Below are 14,237 nucleotides of genomic sequence, written 5' to 3' on the forward strand. Positions count from 1 at the left end.
ACCTGCCTGCCTGCCTGCGCACCTACGTGCCTGCCGACGTGCGCCGACGACCGACCGCGCTCACATTGCACCGAGAGCAAAGACCCTATTGCACCGACCAGTTGGCGCCACCTAGCCTCCCCTCATGGCAACCGCACAGCTCAACGGCGTCACCATCGGTTACGACGACACGGGCGACGCCGAGGCCGGCTCCGTCGCCCCGCCCCGCCCCACCCTCGTCCTCCTCCACGGCCACCCCTTCGACCGCTCCATGTGGGCCCCGCAGCGCGAGGCGTTCGCCGGGACGCACCGCGTCGTCACCCCGGACCTCCGCGGCTACGGCGAGTCGACCGTCGTCCCCGGCACCACGGCCTTCGCCACCTTCGCCGAGGACGTCGCCGCGCTCCTGGACCACCTGGGCGTACGGGAGTTCGCGCTCGGCGGCCTCTCGATGGGCGGGCAGCTCGTCATGGAGTGCCACCGCCTGTTCCCGGAACGCCTCACGGGCCTCCTCCTGGCCGACACCTTCCCCGCGGCGGAGACCCCGCAGGGCAAGGCCACCCGCAACGCCCAGGCGGACCGGCTCCTCGCCGAGGGCATGAAGGGGTACGCGGACGAGGTGCGGGACAAGATGGTGGCCCCGTACAACGCGGAGGCGTCCGCGTACGTCCACCGCATGATGCTGGCCGCCCCGCCCGAGGGAGCCGCCGCCGCCCTGCGCGGCCGGGCCGAACGCCCCGACTACCGCGCGACGCTGGCCCGCGTCGCCGTGCCGTCCCTCGTGGTCGTCGGCCGCGACGACACGTACACGCCGGTCTCCGACGCCGAGGCCATGCACGCCGTGCTGCCCGACTCCGCGCTGTGTGTCGTCGAGGGAGCAGCGCACCTGCCGAACCTGGAACGCCCCGCCGAATTCAACGCCGCGGTCCACACCTGGCTGACCCGCCTCCCGGCAACCGCGCCCCGCCTGGACCGCTGACGCCGGCCAGGGCGGCGGGCAAGGCGGAGACCACGGCAGAGACCAGGGCATCTGACGGTGCCCTACCAGGTGGGCCGCGCCCCCACCCCGCCGTCCACCACCAGGTCCGTACCCGTGATCCAGGACGCGGCGTCCGAGGCGAGGAACACGCACGCGTCGCCGATGTCCTCGGGCCGTCCGAGCCGCCCGAGCGGCGCGGCCCGCCCCCACCGCTCCACACCCTGCGGCCACTGTTCGGCGAGGCCCGGCCGGTCGATGAGGCCGGGCGAGACGCTGTTGACGCGGATGCCGCGCGGCCCGTACTCCAGGGCCGCCGAGCGGGCGAACATGATCAGGGCCGCCTTGGACGCGCTGTAGTGCGCGTGGCCGGGGGCGGGGTGCGAGCCCTCGATGGACGCGATGTGCGTGACCGTGCCGCCGCCGTCCTGCCGGGACATGAGGTCCGCGGCGGCCTGGGTGCAGCAGAAGGCGCTGGTCACGTTGGCGTCGGAGAGCTGCTGCCACTCCGCGGCCGTCAGGTCCGCGAGGTCCCGCAGGGGCTGGATCCCGGCGTTGTTGACGAGCGCGTCCAGGTGGCCCCGCCAGGCGTACGCGGCCTCGACGAGGCGGTGGCACTCTTCCTCCCTGGTCAGGTCCGCCCCCAGGGCGACGGCGTCACCGCCCGCCGTCCCGATCCGCTCGACCAGCTCCCGGGCCCGGGTCTCGCCCCGCCGGAAGTGCACCACGACCGCCGCCCCGGCCTGCGCGAACCGCCGGGCGATCCCGGCACCGATGCCTCCGCTGCCCCCGGTGACGAGAGCGACGCGCCCGTCCAACCGCGGCAGGCTCTCGTCCCACCACACCTCGCGCCCCCCTCCAACCGCCCCCGCGTCACGCATCGAAGCTCCCCTCCGCCCCTTCCCTTTCCATCCGCACCGGCTCCCCCGGCCTGCACAGCTCCCGGATGAGCCGCGCCCGTCCCGGATACCGCGCGGCCAGCTCGTCCGGGTCCCCGCCTTCGTAGTCCTCGGGCAGGAAACCGGGCGCCATCGTCGTCCCGAACAGCGACCACCCGTAGCGCCGACCGTCGTCCGGGCCGGGCGCCACCCTCGCCCCCATCCACGTCCCCGCCGGGACGACGAGCTGTACGCACCCGGCCCGCCCCAGCACGGCGAGGCGGTCCGTGCCGTCGGGTGCCAGGAGCAGCAGCTCCAGGGCGTCGCCCTCGTAGAAGTGCCAGACCTCGTCGGTGGGCAGGCGGTGCAGGGCGGAGAAGTCTCCGGGCGCGGTGGTCAGGAGGACGAGGATCGCGGAGCCGGCCGGGCGGCCGTCGGCGCCGGGCGGCCCCGCCCAGGTCCGCCGGAACAGGCCGCCCTCCACCGGCAGGGGCCGCAGCCCGTGCCGCGCGGCGACTTCGTCAGCTGTCTCGCCGCGCTCAGCTCGCTCGACTTTTTCGACCATGGTCGAGAAGTCCCCGGCAGCGGCACGTCTCATGCCCGCGCGACTGCCTATGCGGCCACGCAGCTGACAGACCGCGCGGCGGACAAAGCCCGTCGCGAAGGAATCCCCCGAAAAAGAATTCCCCTCTTCGACGAGATACCCGCGACGCGCGCCGCGGCCGTGGTGGCGCCCAGGGCTACCGCAAGGACTGCTCGGGCTTCGTCTCGATGGCGTGGGGCCTCGGCAGCAACCAGTGGACGGGCAGCCTCGCCGCATACAGCGTGCGGATCGGCAAGGGCCAGTTGAAGCCGGGCGACATGCTGCTCTGCCACAACTCGTCGAATCCCGGCACCGGTTCGCATCTACGCGCAGGCCCGCGCGGATTCAGGGCGTGAGCGACCGCCAGATCCGCTCCGGCAGAACGCGCGCGGCCCGCCCGAGGTCGACGTCGTCCAGACCGGAGAGCCGGCGGCGCGCGGTCGCGACGATCGGCCCCATGACGAGCGCCTCGACCATGGGCACGTCCAGCGACGCGATCTCGCCCGACTCCGTGTGCCGGCGCACCCACTCGGCCAGCGGCGACAGCCGGGCCTCCTGGGCGTCGCGCAGCTGCTTGGCGTGGGCCATCCCCACCCGGTCGGCATAGGAGGAGTGCAGGAGCCGCGAGGCATCCGGGTGCTCCTGGATGAACGCCAGATAGGTCCGTACGAGCGCGCGGACGCCACCGCGCGCCGTGCGGGAACGCTCGACGGCCGCGGCCAGCTCGCCGAGGAGACGTCCGAGCCAGCGCAGCAGCAGGGCGTTCATCAGGCCGTCGACGCTACCGAAGTGGTGGTAGAGACTGCCGAGGCTGACGCCGCTCGCCTTGGTGAGAGCGCTGACGGTGACGCCCTGCTCCCCGGAGTCGGCGTACACCTGAAGGGCGGCGTCCAGGAGGCGCTCGGCGGTTTCCGCGCCACGTTGTTGCTTGGGGCTCATGGTGCCCACCAGCGTAGACCCCCGCCCAGCAAGGCGGACCGAACGCCTCCGCTCCACCGGGACTGGAATACATTTCTAGAAAGATCTTCCAACCAGGACGATCGATGGTCCACACTGGTCACCGGTCGGCCCGGGCCGGTGTCCGTCCGTGCGGACGGGGGTGCGCACGGGAACGGCACGGGTCCGGCCGACGGCCGGTGAACGGGGAGACGGTGGACGGGGCAGGCGGACAGGACGGGTTCGACCTCACGGGCAGCGGCGCCGAGCCGCTGCGCGAGCGGGATCCGCGGCGGATCGGTTCGATCCCGCTGGTGGGACGCCTCGGGGTCGGCGGCATGGGACGGGTGTATCTCGGCGTCGTCGACGGGCGGTACGCCGCCGTCAAGCAGATGCTGGCGTCCGTCGTCGCCGAGGACGAGGGGTTCGTGCGCCGCTTCGGGCAGGAGATGGACAACCTCGCGCGCCTGCCGGCCGAGGCCACCGCCCCGCTCCTCGCGAGCGACCGCACCGCCGAACCGCCGTGGTTCGCCACCGCGTACGTCCCCGGGATCACCCTGGCCGAGGCCGTGGAACCGCACGGAGGGCCGTTGCCGGCCGACTCCCTGTGGCGGCTCCTGCGGGAGGTGGCCGCAGGCCTGGCCTCGGTCCACGCCCGCGACATGGTGCACCGGGACCTCAAGCCGTCGAACGTGATGCTGACCCTCGACGGCGTCACCCTCATCGACTTCGGCATCGCCCGCGCCGCCGAGCAGAGCCAGCTGACCCAGACCGGCCTCATCGTCGGCACGCCGGCGTACATGTCGCCCGAACAGGCCTCCGGAAAGAGGCGGTTGACCAGCGCCTCCGACATCTTCACGCTGGGCCTGCTGGTCGCCTACGCGGCGAGCGGCCGCTGGCCGTTCAAGGACGGCGCCGAGGGCAGCCCGCTCTACAGCATCGTCCACGACGCCCCCGACCTCGGCCCGCTGCGCGAGCTGGACCCGCGGCTGGCCGAGATCGTCGACACGTGCCTGGACAAGGACCCCGAGGGCCGCCCGACGGCGACGGAACTGCTCGACCTGGCCGCACAACACGGCCCCACCGCCCCGCCCCGCTGGCCGGCCCCGGTCACCGACCGCCTGGCGGGCCGCGCGGCCTTCGCGGGGAGAACGCCGCCCGCGCCGCCGGCACCCCTCCCGTCCCCGCCCGGCCACGCTCCCGCCCCGCAGCCACGGCCACAGCACGACCCGACGCCGGAGACCACCCCGGACGCGGCCGCCGCACCTGCCCGCCCCGAGCGCCGCCGCCGCACCCGCGTCCTGATGGCCGTGGTCCCCGTGGTGATCGCCACCGGCACGACACTGGCCATCCAGAACCTCCCGTACGTCAGCACTCCCGACCGCGCGGCGGGTTCGACGCCCTCCGTCTCGGCGACGGCCCCGTCGGACGACCAGAAGGCCTCGAAGAGCCCCAAGGAAGAGCCGGAGAAGAACCGAAAAGACCCGAAGGGCAAATCCAAGGACGAGGACAAGTCGTCGCACGACAAGCACGGCAAGACAGAAGACGGCGCCGCGAACGACGACAACTCGGGCCCCGGCGACGCGAAGAGCCCATCCAGGAACGACGACAAGGGAAGCAACGGGGACGCGAACCCCGACCGCGACGGCGACTCACCCCGGGACACCGGCTCCCCCGCCGACAACGGCGGCAGCGGCGACGACAGCGACGGCGATGCGCCGTCCACCCCCACCACGGGCCCCTTCCGCCTGAAGAACACCGACAACGGCGCCTGCCTGACCCAGGTCTACGGCGCCGCGGACCACGGCTCGTGCGGCGACCCCAGCGCCAACTGGAAGACCGTGAGCGCGGAGGACAACAGCTTCAAGGTGGTCAACAAGCAGTCCGGCCGGTGCCTGGTCGCCAACATGCTCGGCCAGGCGGTCTTCGTCGGCGACTGCACGCAGGGCGCCGCCCGCCTCTGGCGCTGGGGCCCGAGCGGCACCCTGAAGAGCACCTCGAACGGCGGCTGCCTGGACCTGGCCTACGGCGGCGGAGTAGCCGCCGCCACCTGCCAGTCCGGCAAGGCGTCGCAGCAGTGGTCCAGGTGACGCTCACGGCAGCGGCGGACAGAAACCGGGGCAGGCCGCGAGGTACGAGGCGACCGTCTCCCTGTCCCAGCCGCCGGCCGCCAGGAGCCCCGAGGCGAGAAGCCGTACGTAGGCGGGAGCCGGAGGAACCCACTCGACCTCGTCCATGCCCCAGGGAGCCGTGAAGGTCACAACGGGCAGCCGGTCGACCTGACCGGCGCACACCAGCGTTTCGTACCGGCCTTCTCCCAGCACGGCACGCCCCCGCGTGAGCGCCTCCGTCAGATCGAGATCCGAGCCCGGCTCCCGGTACATCTCCTGAGCGGCGATGTCCGCGAACTGCTCGGCAGTCACCAGATGAGCCCTGGCCAGAACCCGCCCGCTCACCTGGGGGTCATAAAAGGCCCTGCCCCCGCCCCACACAGGCGACCGGGTCGCGAAGTACATGGCTCCGGTCAGCTCCACCGGAATGGAGACAGCAGGCATGGCAGGATCACGGCACCCCGGATAGCGCCTCGCCGCACCCGGCGGACACCCGCCCTTGATATAGGCGGCAAGCCGATCAAGCTGCGTGTTGGACCCATAGGAGGTGTACCAGACCCACTCAGGACACCGACCCCCCGGCAACACCGGATCAACACGCACCGGATCAATACGCACCGGAACAACACCCCGCAAAGCATCCGTCACACCGCCGCCCTCCCCCGCACAACACAAAACCCCAGGCCACGGGGTACGTGACCTGCGGTTTCAACTGAGCCGCCTTCGGGATTCAAACCCGAGACCACGCATTACGAGCGCCTGCAAAATCATCCTGACCCTTGGGGTACCGCCGGACCTGTCGCCTCGCCCGCGGCGCACGCCCGTGGTGCGATGGAACCGGGGGCGGAGAGGAGAGCGATCATGCCCGCAGAAGAGCGACCGAGTGTCGCCGCCTCGGTGTCGGTCCGCCCGCTGGCTGAGCCGGACCTGGATCGGACCGACGAGATCTTCAGGATCGCCTTCGGGACCTTCCTCGGGGCTCCTGAGCCGGAGACGTTCTTCGGCACCGCCGACTATGTCCGCACCCGCTGGGCGGCAGATCCACACGCGGCCTTCGCAGCGACCGTGGAGGGCGAGGTCGTCGGATCGAACTTCGCCACCGACTGGGGCAGCGTCGGGTTCTTCGGCCCGCTGACCATACGTCCGGATCTGTGGGACCAGGGCATCGGCAGGCGCCTTATGGAACCGGTCATGGCCTGCTTCGACACCTGGGAGAACCGCCACCTCGGCCTGTTCACCTTCTCGCACAGTCCCAAGCATCTCGAGCTCTACCGCCGATACGGTTTCTGGCCCCGATTCCTTACAGCCATCATGAAGAAACGGGTCGCCGTCACTGCCACAGCCCCCGGGCGAGTGCTGTACGGCGAGCTGACCGCCGCTGAGCGGCCCGACGCGCTGAGCCTCAGCCGCGTACTGACGGGGGCCGTGTACGAGGGCCTGAGCTTGGAGCGCGAGATCACGGCCACACAGGCGCAGGGACTCGGTGACACCATCCTCCTGGAGGGCGCCGACTCTGACCTCGACGGTCTGGCTGTCTGCCACTGCGGAGCGGGGTCGGAGGCCGGTGAGGACGTGTGCTTCGTCAAATTCGGCGCCGTACGCCCTGGCCTGGGCGCCGCGGACCGGTTCGAACGACTGCTGAACGCGTGCGAGCAGCTGGCCGCCGAGAAGGGACTGGGGCAACTGGACGCCGGCATGAACCTGGCCCGCCAGGATGCCTACCAGCGCATGGTCGACCGCGGTTTCCGTACCTGGTTGCAAGGCGTGGCCATGCACAAGCCCAACGAACCCGGCTACAGCCACCCGGACGCCTACGTGATCGACGACTGGCGCTGAGCCCACCGCCATACCCGGCGTCAGGGAAAGACCAATGCCGTCGGCTTGAAGCCGCCGGCCGGAGCGCGGCCCGATCGCGGCGCCGTCGCCGGATCCGCTGACGTGGTGATCATGGCTCCGCCCAGGGTCACCGTCGCTGCCACACCCGCAGCCAATACGGCAGCCAATCCCTGATCCATGCCAAACATGATCGCGGCACTCGCCCGGCGGTTCCACCGGTACGACGAGGGACGCACCGTACCGGGACCAGAACTGAGACCACGGACAGCCAAGCCGCTCGCTCAGGGCTCCGACATCGCATACGCGCATGAAAAAGCCCCAGGTCACGGCGAGTGAGTCCTGGGGCTGATCCGAGCCGCCTTCGGGATTCGAACCCGAGACCTACGCATTACGAGTGCGTTGCTCTGGCCATCTGAGCTAAGGCGGCGCGCCGTCCGCACCATCGTGCGATCAGCAACGCGGCCAAGTCTACACAGTTTCCGGGGGTGCTCCGCACACCCCTCCCGGAGCCGGGCTCCGCCCCCGCGGAACCGCTACGAGCAGCGCTTTCCGTCCGCCGGCGCCGTGCCCTCCAGGAGGTACCTGTTGATCGCCGAGTCGACGCACTCACTGCCCCGGCCGTACGCCGTGTGGCCGTCGCCCTCGTACGTGAGGAGGCGGCCGGAGGAGAGCTGGGCGGCCAGGGCCTCGGCCCAGTGGTAGGGGGTCGCGGGGTCGCGGGTCGTGCCGACGACCACGATGGGGGCCGCGCCCTCCGCCTTGATGCGGTGCGGCTCACCCGTGGGCTTCACCGGCCAGTAGGCGCAGTTCAGCGAGGACCACGCGAGGCCCTCGCCGAAGACAGGGGAGGCCTTCTCGAAGTCGGGCACGGCCTCCTTGACCTCGTCCGGCGTGGTGAAGGCGGGCGGCAGGTCCAGGCAGTTCACGGCGGCGTTGGCGAACATCAGGTTCGCGTACGTGCCGTCGCTGTCCCGCTCGTAGTAGCTGTCGGAGAGGGCCAGCAGGGCCGAGCCGTCCTTGTTCCGCATCGCCGAGGTGAGCGCGTCCCGCAGCTGCGGCCAGGCGCCCTCGTCGTACATCGCGGCGATCACGCCCGTCGTCGCGAGCGCCTCGCCGAGTTCGCGGCCCGAGGAGTCGCCGGCCGGCAGAGGCGCGCGGTCCAGCCGGTCGAAGAAGCCCTTCAGCCGCTTGCCCGCCTCGCGGGGGCTCCGGGACCCGAGCGGACATTCACGGCCGAGCGCCACGCAGTCCTTCGCGAACGCCTGGAACGCCGTCTCGAAGCCGGCGGTCTGGTCGCGGTTCATGCGGCGCGCCGGCAGGGAGGGGTCCATCGCGCCGTCCAGCACAAGGCGGCCCACGCGCTTCGGGAAGAGCCCGGCATACGTCGCGCCGAGGAACGTCCCGTACGAAGCGCCGACGTACGACAGCTTCTCGTCGCCCAGCGCCGCCCTCAGGACGTCCATGTCCCGCGCCGCCTCGACCGTGGAGACATGCGGCAGGATCGCCCCGGACCGCTTCTCGCAGCCGGCCGCGAAGTCCTCGTAGGAGGTCCGCAGCCCGTCGGTCTCGCGCTGGTCGTCGGGGGTGATGTCGGTCTGCGTGTACGCGTCCATCTCCTTGCCGTCGAGGCAGGTGACGGGCTCGCTGCGGGCCACGCCGCGCGGGTCGACGGCGACCATGTCGTAGCGGGCGCGGACCGCTTCGGGGTAGCCGAGCGCCGCGTACGACTGGAGGTAGCCGACCGCCGAGCCGCCGGGCCCGCCCGGGTTGACCAGGAGCGAACCGAGCCGCCCCTTCCGCTTGGTGGCCTGTTTGCGGGCCACCGCCAGTTTGATGTCGCCCGCCGCGGGCTTGTCGTAGTCACGCGGGGCCTTCATCGAGGCGCACTCGAAGCCTGCGACGCCGCACTCTCGCCAGCTGAGTTTCTGGTCGTAGTACGGGGCGAGCTCCGCGGGTGTCGAGCGGGGCAGTGCGGCCATGGAGACGTCCACCGTCGGACCTCCGGAGGAGCAGCCCGAGACGAGCAGCCCGGCGGTCACGAGCAGCGTGCCGCAGGTACGGAAGGAAAGGCGGGGGTGGCGACGGCTGTGACGGCTGATGTCCATCACGCGAGGGTAACTCTCCGCACAGAGAAGGTCACAGGCCGTGCTCAGTCGATACTCGTACGGGTGACTTCGTCAACCGGCGGCCCCCGGAGGGCCGTTCAGCGCGTACGCGGCTCGGGGCGCCGTCACCCCGCCCGCAGCGCCACCGTCATCGCCTCCACCGCGAGCAGCGGCGCCACATTGCGGTCGAGAGCCGTGCGGCAGGCGCCGATCGCCTCGATGCGACGCAGTGTGGCCTCCGGCGAGGTGCCGAGGGCCATGCGCTCCAGCATGTCCTGCACCTCGGTGTTGGCGATGGCCACGCGGGAGCCCAACTGGAGGGCGAGGACGTCGCGGTAGAGCCCGGTCAGGTCGATGAGCGCGAGGTCCAGGCTGTCGCGCTGCGTACGCGTCCTGCGGCGCTTCTGCCGGTCCTCCAGCTCCTTCATGGCACCGGCGGTGCCGCGCGGCATCCGGCTGCCCTGCCCTCCGCCGAGCGCCGCCTTCAGATCCTCGGTCTCCTTGGTGTCGACATCCTCGGCCACCTGCTTCGCGTCGTCGGTCGCCGTGTCGATCAGCTCTTGCGCGGCCTTGAGGCAGCCGCCGATCTCGTGCACGCGCAGCGGCATCTTCAGGACGGCGGCCCTGCGCTCACGCGCGCGCGGGTCGGTGGCGAGCCGCCGGGCGCGGCCGATGTGGCCCTGCGTCGCGCGCGCCGCGGCCGCGGCGACGTCCGGCTCGATACCGTCTCTCCGTACGAGCACGTCTGCCACGGCGTCCACCGGAGGCGTACGCAGGGTCAGGTGCCGGCAGCGGGAGCGGATGGTCGGCAGCACGTCCTCCAGGGAGGGCGCACAGAGCAGCCACACGGTACGGGGTGCGGGCTCCTCCACGGCCTTCAGCAGGACGTTCCCCGCGCCCTCCGTGAGGCGGTCGGCGTCTTCCAGGACGATGACCTGCCAGCGGCCGACCGCAGGCGAGAGCTGCGCCCGCCGGACCAGGTCACGGGTCTCCTTGACACCGATGGACAGCAGGTCCGTACGCACCACTTCCACGTCGGCGTGCGTACCGATGAGGCTGGTGTGGCAGCCGTCGCAGAATCCGCAGCCCGGCGCGCCGCCGAGCGCGCGGTCCGGGCTCGTGCACTGCAAGGCGGCGGCGAAGGCCCGCGCGGCCGTGGAACGGCCCGAGCCGGGCGGGCCCGTGAACAGCCAGGCGTGCGTCATCTTCGACGAGTCCGGCACGGGCGTGTCGGCGGCGACCGCCGTCACCAGCGCGTCGGCGTCCCGAGCGGCTGCGCCCAGCTGCTCGCTCACCCGCTCCTGACCCACCAGGTCGTCCCACACGCTCATGGGGTCACCGCCTTACGCTGCGCACTGCTCTTGCCGGACTGCCCATTGTGGAACACGGCTCTGACAATCCGGCATTCGCGATCCGTCACGCACCGCCCGACACGGCGGTCAACGCCGGCGGCCGCCCCGACGCCCACGTCCCCCGCGGCCGTCGCCCTCGCCCTCGCCATCGACGCCGCCGTGGTCCGCGTCGGTGTCGGCGGCGTCGTCGTGCGAGCCCAGCAGTTCGTCCGCCAGCGTCGGCTGGTCGTCCGGCGGCGTCTCCTCGGCCCAGTCGGGCCGGGACCGCACCGGTACGCCCTGCTCGTCGATCTGGGGCAGCTCCCGGGTGCGTTCGTTGGCGCCCTCGGGAGTCGCCGGACGCTCGTCCCTGAAGTACCCCGGCGGCACCTTGTCCTCCAGGTCCGCACGGTTTTCACGGCCCTCACGGACGGCCGGCAGCACGGCGGTCTCGTCCATGGCCCCCGGAACGGGCGGCTGCGGCAGCACCGCGGTCTCCTCCGACCCCGGACCCTCGGGCCGCACCGGCGGCAACACGGCGGTCTCGTCGGCCGCCCCGGAGGGCGGCGCCACGACCGGCGTCGGCACGGTGGTCTCGTTGTCCGGCACGGCTGGCTCGGGCGACGCGGACCCCGCGGACGTGGACTTCCCCGAGGCCTTCGACCCGGATGCCTTCGACGCCCCGGCAGCCTTGGACGTCCCAGAGCCCGCAGCCGCCCCCTCCGGCTTCGAAGGCGCAGACGGCGCAGACGGCGCGACAGGCACGACCGGCACAGACGGCGCCGCAACAGACGGCGCCGCGGCCGCCTCCGCCGCGGCCGCCGCCATCCTCCGCGCCTCCTCCGCCCGCAGCAACGCCTCCTCGGCCTTCCGCTGCTTCTCCAGGCGACGCTCCTCCGCCTCGGCCCGCCGCCGCGCCTCTTCCTCGGCCTCCCGGCGGCGCCGCGCTTCCTCGGCCGCCCTGACCTTCTCCTCGGCGAGCAGCCTGGCCTTCTCCTCCTCGGCCTTGCGGCGCGCCTCCTCGGCCCGCTTCCTGGCCTCCTCGGCCTGCCGCTCGGCCTCGCGGCGCTGGGCCTCCTCCAGCTCGCGCCGCTTGCGCTCCTCCTCCTCGGCACGGAGCTTGGCGAGCTGCTCCTGGCGCTCACGCTCCAGGCGCTCCTCCTCGGCCTTGCGCGCGGCCTCTTCCTCGGCCTTGCGCCGCGCCTCCTCCTCGGCGGCCTTGCGGGCCTCTTCCTGGGCCTTCACCTCGGCCTCGGAGAGCGGCAGCACCTGGTCGAGCCGGTGCCGGATCACGGTCGTGACGGCCTCCGGCTCCTGCGAGGCGTCGACGACGAGGTAGCGGCCCGGGTCGGCGGCGGCGAGCGTGAGGAAACCGGACCGCACGCGCGCGTGGAACTCGGCGGGCTCCGACTCCAGCCGGTCGGGCGCCTCGGTGAACCGCTCGCGCGCGGCCTCGGGCGACACGTCGAGCAGGCAGGTCAGGTTCGGTACGAGACCCCCGGTGGCCCAGCGGTTGATGCGGGCGACCTCGGTCGGCGACAGGTCGCGGCCTGCGCCCTGGTAGGCGACGGACGAGTCGATGTACCGGTCGGAGATGACGATGGCGCCGCGCTCCAGGGCGGGCCGTACGACGGTGTCGACGTGCTCGGCGCGGTCGGCGGCGTACAGCAGCGCCTCGGCGCGGTGCGAGAGCCCGGCCGACGAGACGTCGAGCAGGATCGAGCGCAGCCGCTTGCCGACGGGCGTCGCGCCCGGCTCGCGGGTGACGACGACCTCGTGGCCCTTGGCGCGGATCCACTCGGCGAGCGCCTCGGCCTGGGTGGACTTCCCGGCGCCGTCACCGCCCTCCAGGGCGATGAAGAAGCCGGTGGCGCAGGTCGCCTGCACCGGGTCGTCACCGCCGCGCAGCGCGTCCCGCAGGTCGTGCCGCAGCGGTACGCCCTGCCGGTCGTCGGCCTTGGCGAGGACCAGCGCGGCCACCGGCAGCAGCAGCGCGCCGACCAGCATCAGCGTGAAGGCGGCGCCTCCGTGGTCGAAGACGAACTTGCCGTTGACCATGCGGTGCGGCCCGATCAGGGCGGCGACGACGGGGGCCACCAGCACGCCGAGCGCGACGACGAGGCGTACGACGGCCTGGAGGTGCTCCGTGGTGCGGGCCCTGCGGTAGTCCTCGACCTCCTGGTCGAGCAGCGCGTGGCCGATGTTGGCGGCGACGCCCGCGGCGACACCGGCGAGGGCCAGGAGCAGCAGGACGGTCGTCACGTCGGGCACGAGGCCCGCGGCGAGCAGCGCGACGCCGGTGAGGGCGATCGTGAGCGCGAGCAGCCGGCGGCGCGAGAGCGAGGTCAGCAGGGACGGCGCGGTACGGATGCCGACGACGGTGCCGCCGGTCAGCGCGAGGACGATCAGGCCGTACGTGACGGGCCCGCCGCCGAGGTCCTTGGCGTGCAGCACGGCGACGGCGACGGCCGCGGCGACGGCGGCCGCGACGGCGGCGCAGGCGGTGACGAACAGCGGGATGCCACCGGTGCGGCCCTTGTCGGGCCCGGCTCCGGTGCGGGGCCGGCGCAGCCCTTCGAGCGGGCTACGCGCGCGTGGCGTCTGCGTACCGGGAAACCGCAGGAGGTACACGATGGTGAGCGAACCGGCGTACAGCCCGGCCGCGACGAACGAGGCGAGTCCCGCCTGGTGCTCCGCGAACCAGTCGAGCCCGGCGCCCAGGAGGTTGCCGATGAGCGTGATCGCGATGAGCACGGCGGCCGCGAGGGGCAGCGCCACGAATCCCGTACGCAGCGACAGGCGCCGCAGTGCGTCCATGTGGTCCGGCAGCGGCCGCACCGTCGCGCCCTCCGGGGGCGGTGCGGGCAGCAGGGCGGGGGCGGCGCTCTCCCTGGAGACCGTCCAGAACCGCTCGGCGACGCCGACCACGAAGGAGGTCACCAGGAGCACCGCGAGGGCGTTGTCCGGGGTCCAGTCGATCCACAGCGGGGCGACGATCAGCAGGGCGGCGCGCACGCCGTCGGCACCGACCATGGTCCAGCGCCGGTCGAGGAGGCCGCCCGGTGAGGTGAGGGACGTCAGCGGGCCCAGCAGCACGGCTCCGAAGAGCAGCGTCGCGAGGACGCGTGCTCCGAAGACGGCGGTGACAGCGAAGGCCACGCCTCGATAGCCGCCTCCGAAGGCGCCTTCGGCGATGGCGGACTGGAGGGCGAGAATCACCAGGACGAGCAGGGCGAGCGCGTCGCCGACACTGCCGACGAGCTGTGCGCTCCACAACCGCTTCAACGGCGGTACGCGCAGCAAGGCGCGGACGGCACGCTCTCGGGAATCTGCGACCAGGGCTTCGTCGGGGGCCGGGTTTCCGGCCGTTGGCTGCTCGGCACGCGTCATCCGTCCAGCCTATCCGGACGCGCCACCTCCCAATCGTCCCGCCCGAACAAACGACCGCACCCGGGACGAGAGCCTTCGGGACGCGAGCCGTTCCCGTGAGCACACGGGGCGT

At 72.5% G+C, this 14,237-nt stretch carries 12 protein-coding genes and 1 tRNA gene; 3 read left to right on the forward strand and 10 right to left on the reverse strand.

The window, feature by feature from the left end:
• The first annotated feature begins 124 nt into the window (after nt 1–124).
• Nucleotides 125–958, forward strand: coding sequence for an alpha/beta fold hydrolase (locus tag ACF062_RS21735; RefSeq protein ID WP_392140409.1), 834 nt, complete (start codon nt 125–127; stop codon nt 956–958).
• Nucleotides 959–1,020: 62 nt separating this feature from the next.
• Here ACF062_RS21735 and ACF062_RS21740 read toward each other — a convergent pair whose 3' ends face one another.
• The 4 genes from ACF062_RS21740 to ACF062_RS21755 form a co-directional block, all read right to left on the reverse strand.
• A complete protein-coding gene (locus tag ACF062_RS21740; RefSeq protein WP_392140411.1) occupies nt 1,021–1,836 on the reverse strand; it encodes an SDR family NAD(P)-dependent oxidoreductase in 816 nt (271 codons plus the stop codon).
• Complete coding sequence (locus ACF062_RS21745; protein WP_392141187.1) at nt 1,829–2,398, reverse strand: cupin domain-containing protein; 570 nt, start codon at nt 2,396–2,398, stop codon at nt 1,829–1,831. The genes ACF062_RS21740 and ACF062_RS21745 overlap by 8 nt, the downstream gene beginning before the upstream one ends.
• Nucleotides 2,399–2,573: 175 nt before the next feature.
• Complete coding sequence (locus ACF062_RS21750) at nt 2,574–2,729, reverse strand: hypothetical protein (RefSeq protein ID WP_392140413.1); 156 nt, start codon at nt 2,727–2,729, stop codon at nt 2,574–2,576.
• Nucleotides 2,730–2,761: 32 nt separating this feature from the next.
• Nucleotides 2,762–3,355 carry a TetR/AcrR family transcriptional regulator gene (locus ACF062_RS21755; protein ID WP_392140414.1) on the reverse strand — a complete coding sequence of 198 codons (594 nt, stop codon included), beginning with the start codon at nt 3,353–3,355 and terminating at the stop codon, nt 2,762–2,764.
• 212 nt (nt 3,356–3,567) lie between these two features.
• Between ACF062_RS21755 and ACF062_RS21760 the strand changes: the two genes are divergently transcribed.
• Nucleotides 3,568–5,442 carry a protein kinase gene (locus ACF062_RS21760; protein WP_392140416.1) on the forward strand — a complete coding sequence of 625 codons (1,875 nt, stop codon included), beginning with the start codon at nt 3,568–3,570 and terminating at the stop codon, nt 5,440–5,442.
• 3 nt (nt 5,443–5,445) lie between these two features.
• Here ACF062_RS21760 and ACF062_RS21765 read toward each other — a convergent pair whose 3' ends face one another.
• Nucleotides 5,446–5,775 carry a hypothetical protein gene (locus tag ACF062_RS21765; protein WP_392140418.1) on the reverse strand — a complete coding sequence of 110 codons (330 nt, stop codon included), beginning with the start codon at nt 5,773–5,775 and terminating at the stop codon, nt 5,446–5,448.
• A 549-nt stretch (nt 5,776–6,324) separates the two neighbouring features.
• On the opposite strand from ACF062_RS21765, the gene ACF062_RS21770 reads away from it, so the two are divergent.
• On the forward strand, nt 6,325–7,299 hold the full coding sequence (locus ACF062_RS21770; RefSeq protein ID WP_392140420.1) for a GNAT family N-acetyltransferase: 975 nt from the start codon (nt 6,325–6,327) through the stop codon (nt 7,297–7,299).
• A gap of 20 nt (nt 7,300–7,319) precedes the next feature.
• Here ACF062_RS21770 and ACF062_RS21775 read toward each other — a convergent pair whose 3' ends face one another.
• The 5 genes from ACF062_RS21775 to tmk all read right to left on the reverse strand — a co-directional run bounded on the left by ACF062_RS21775 (nt 7,320) and on the right by tmk (nt 14,125).
• The gene (locus ACF062_RS21775) at nt 7,320–7,478 is read right to left on the reverse strand and encodes a hypothetical protein (protein ID WP_392140422.1); all 159 of its coding nucleotides are present in this window, start codon (nt 7,476–7,478) and stop codon (nt 7,320–7,322) included.
• A 174-nt stretch (nt 7,479–7,652) separates the two neighbouring features.
• Nucleotides 7,653–7,726, reverse strand: a tRNA-Thr gene (locus tag ACF062_RS21780).
• A 106-nt stretch (nt 7,727–7,832) separates the two neighbouring features.
• The gene (locus ACF062_RS21785; protein ID WP_392140424.1) at nt 7,833–9,404 is read right to left on the reverse strand and encodes an alpha/beta hydrolase; all 1,572 of its coding nucleotides are present in this window, start codon (nt 9,402–9,404) and stop codon (nt 7,833–7,835) included.
• A 125-nt stretch (nt 9,405–9,529) separates the two neighbouring features.
• On the reverse strand, nt 9,530–10,735 hold the full coding sequence (locus ACF062_RS21790) for a DNA polymerase III subunit delta' (protein ID WP_392140426.1): 1,206 nt from the start codon (nt 10,733–10,735) through the stop codon (nt 9,530–9,532).
• A 108-nt stretch (nt 10,736–10,843) separates the two neighbouring features.
• A complete protein-coding gene (tmk, locus tag ACF062_RS21795; RefSeq protein ID WP_392140427.1) occupies nt 10,844–14,125 on the reverse strand; it encodes a dTMP kinase in 3,282 nt (1,093 codons plus the stop codon).
• Between the last annotated feature and the right edge of the window lie 112 nt (nt 14,126–14,237).

Origin of the sequence: Streptomyces sp. NPDC015345 (genome assembly GCF_043078805.1) — a bacterium.
Taxonomy (GTDB): Bacteria; Actinomycetota; Actinomycetes; order Streptomycetales; family Streptomycetaceae; genus Streptomyces.

Coding starts and splice junctions, on each gene's coding strand:
- ACF062_RS21745 (WP_392141187.1), bottom strand. CDS start 2,398: ATGGTCGAAAAAGTCGAGCGAGCTGAGCGCGGCGAGACAGCTGACGAA.
- tmk (WP_392140427.1), bottom strand. CDS start 14,125: ATGACGCGTGCCGAGCAGCCAACGGCCGGAAACCCGGCCCCCGACGAA.
- ACF062_RS21770 (WP_392140420.1), top strand. CDS start 6,325: ATGCCCGCAGAAGAGCGACCGAGTGTCGCCGCCTCGGTGTCGGTCCGC.
- ACF062_RS21735 (WP_392140409.1), top strand. CDS start 125: ATGGCAACCGCACAGCTCAACGGCGTCACCATCGGTTACGACGACACG.
- ACF062_RS21790 (WP_392140426.1), bottom strand. CDS start 10,735: ATGAGCGTGTGGGACGACCTGGTGGGTCAGGAGCGGGTGAGCGAGCAG.
- ACF062_RS21755 (WP_392140414.1), bottom strand. CDS start 3,355: ATGAGCCCCAAGCAACAACGTGGCGCGGAAACCGCCGAGCGCCTCCTG.
- ACF062_RS21775 (WP_392140422.1), bottom strand. CDS start 7,478: ATGGATCAGGGATTGGCTGCCGTATTGGCTGCGGGTGTGGCAGCGACG.
- ACF062_RS21740 (WP_392140411.1), bottom strand. CDS start 1,836: ATGCGTGACGCGGGGGCGGTTGGAGGGGGGCGCGAGGTGTGGTGGGAC.
- ACF062_RS21785 (WP_392140424.1), bottom strand. CDS start 9,404: ATGGACATCAGCCGTCACAGCCGTCGCCACCCCCGCCTTTCCTTCCGT.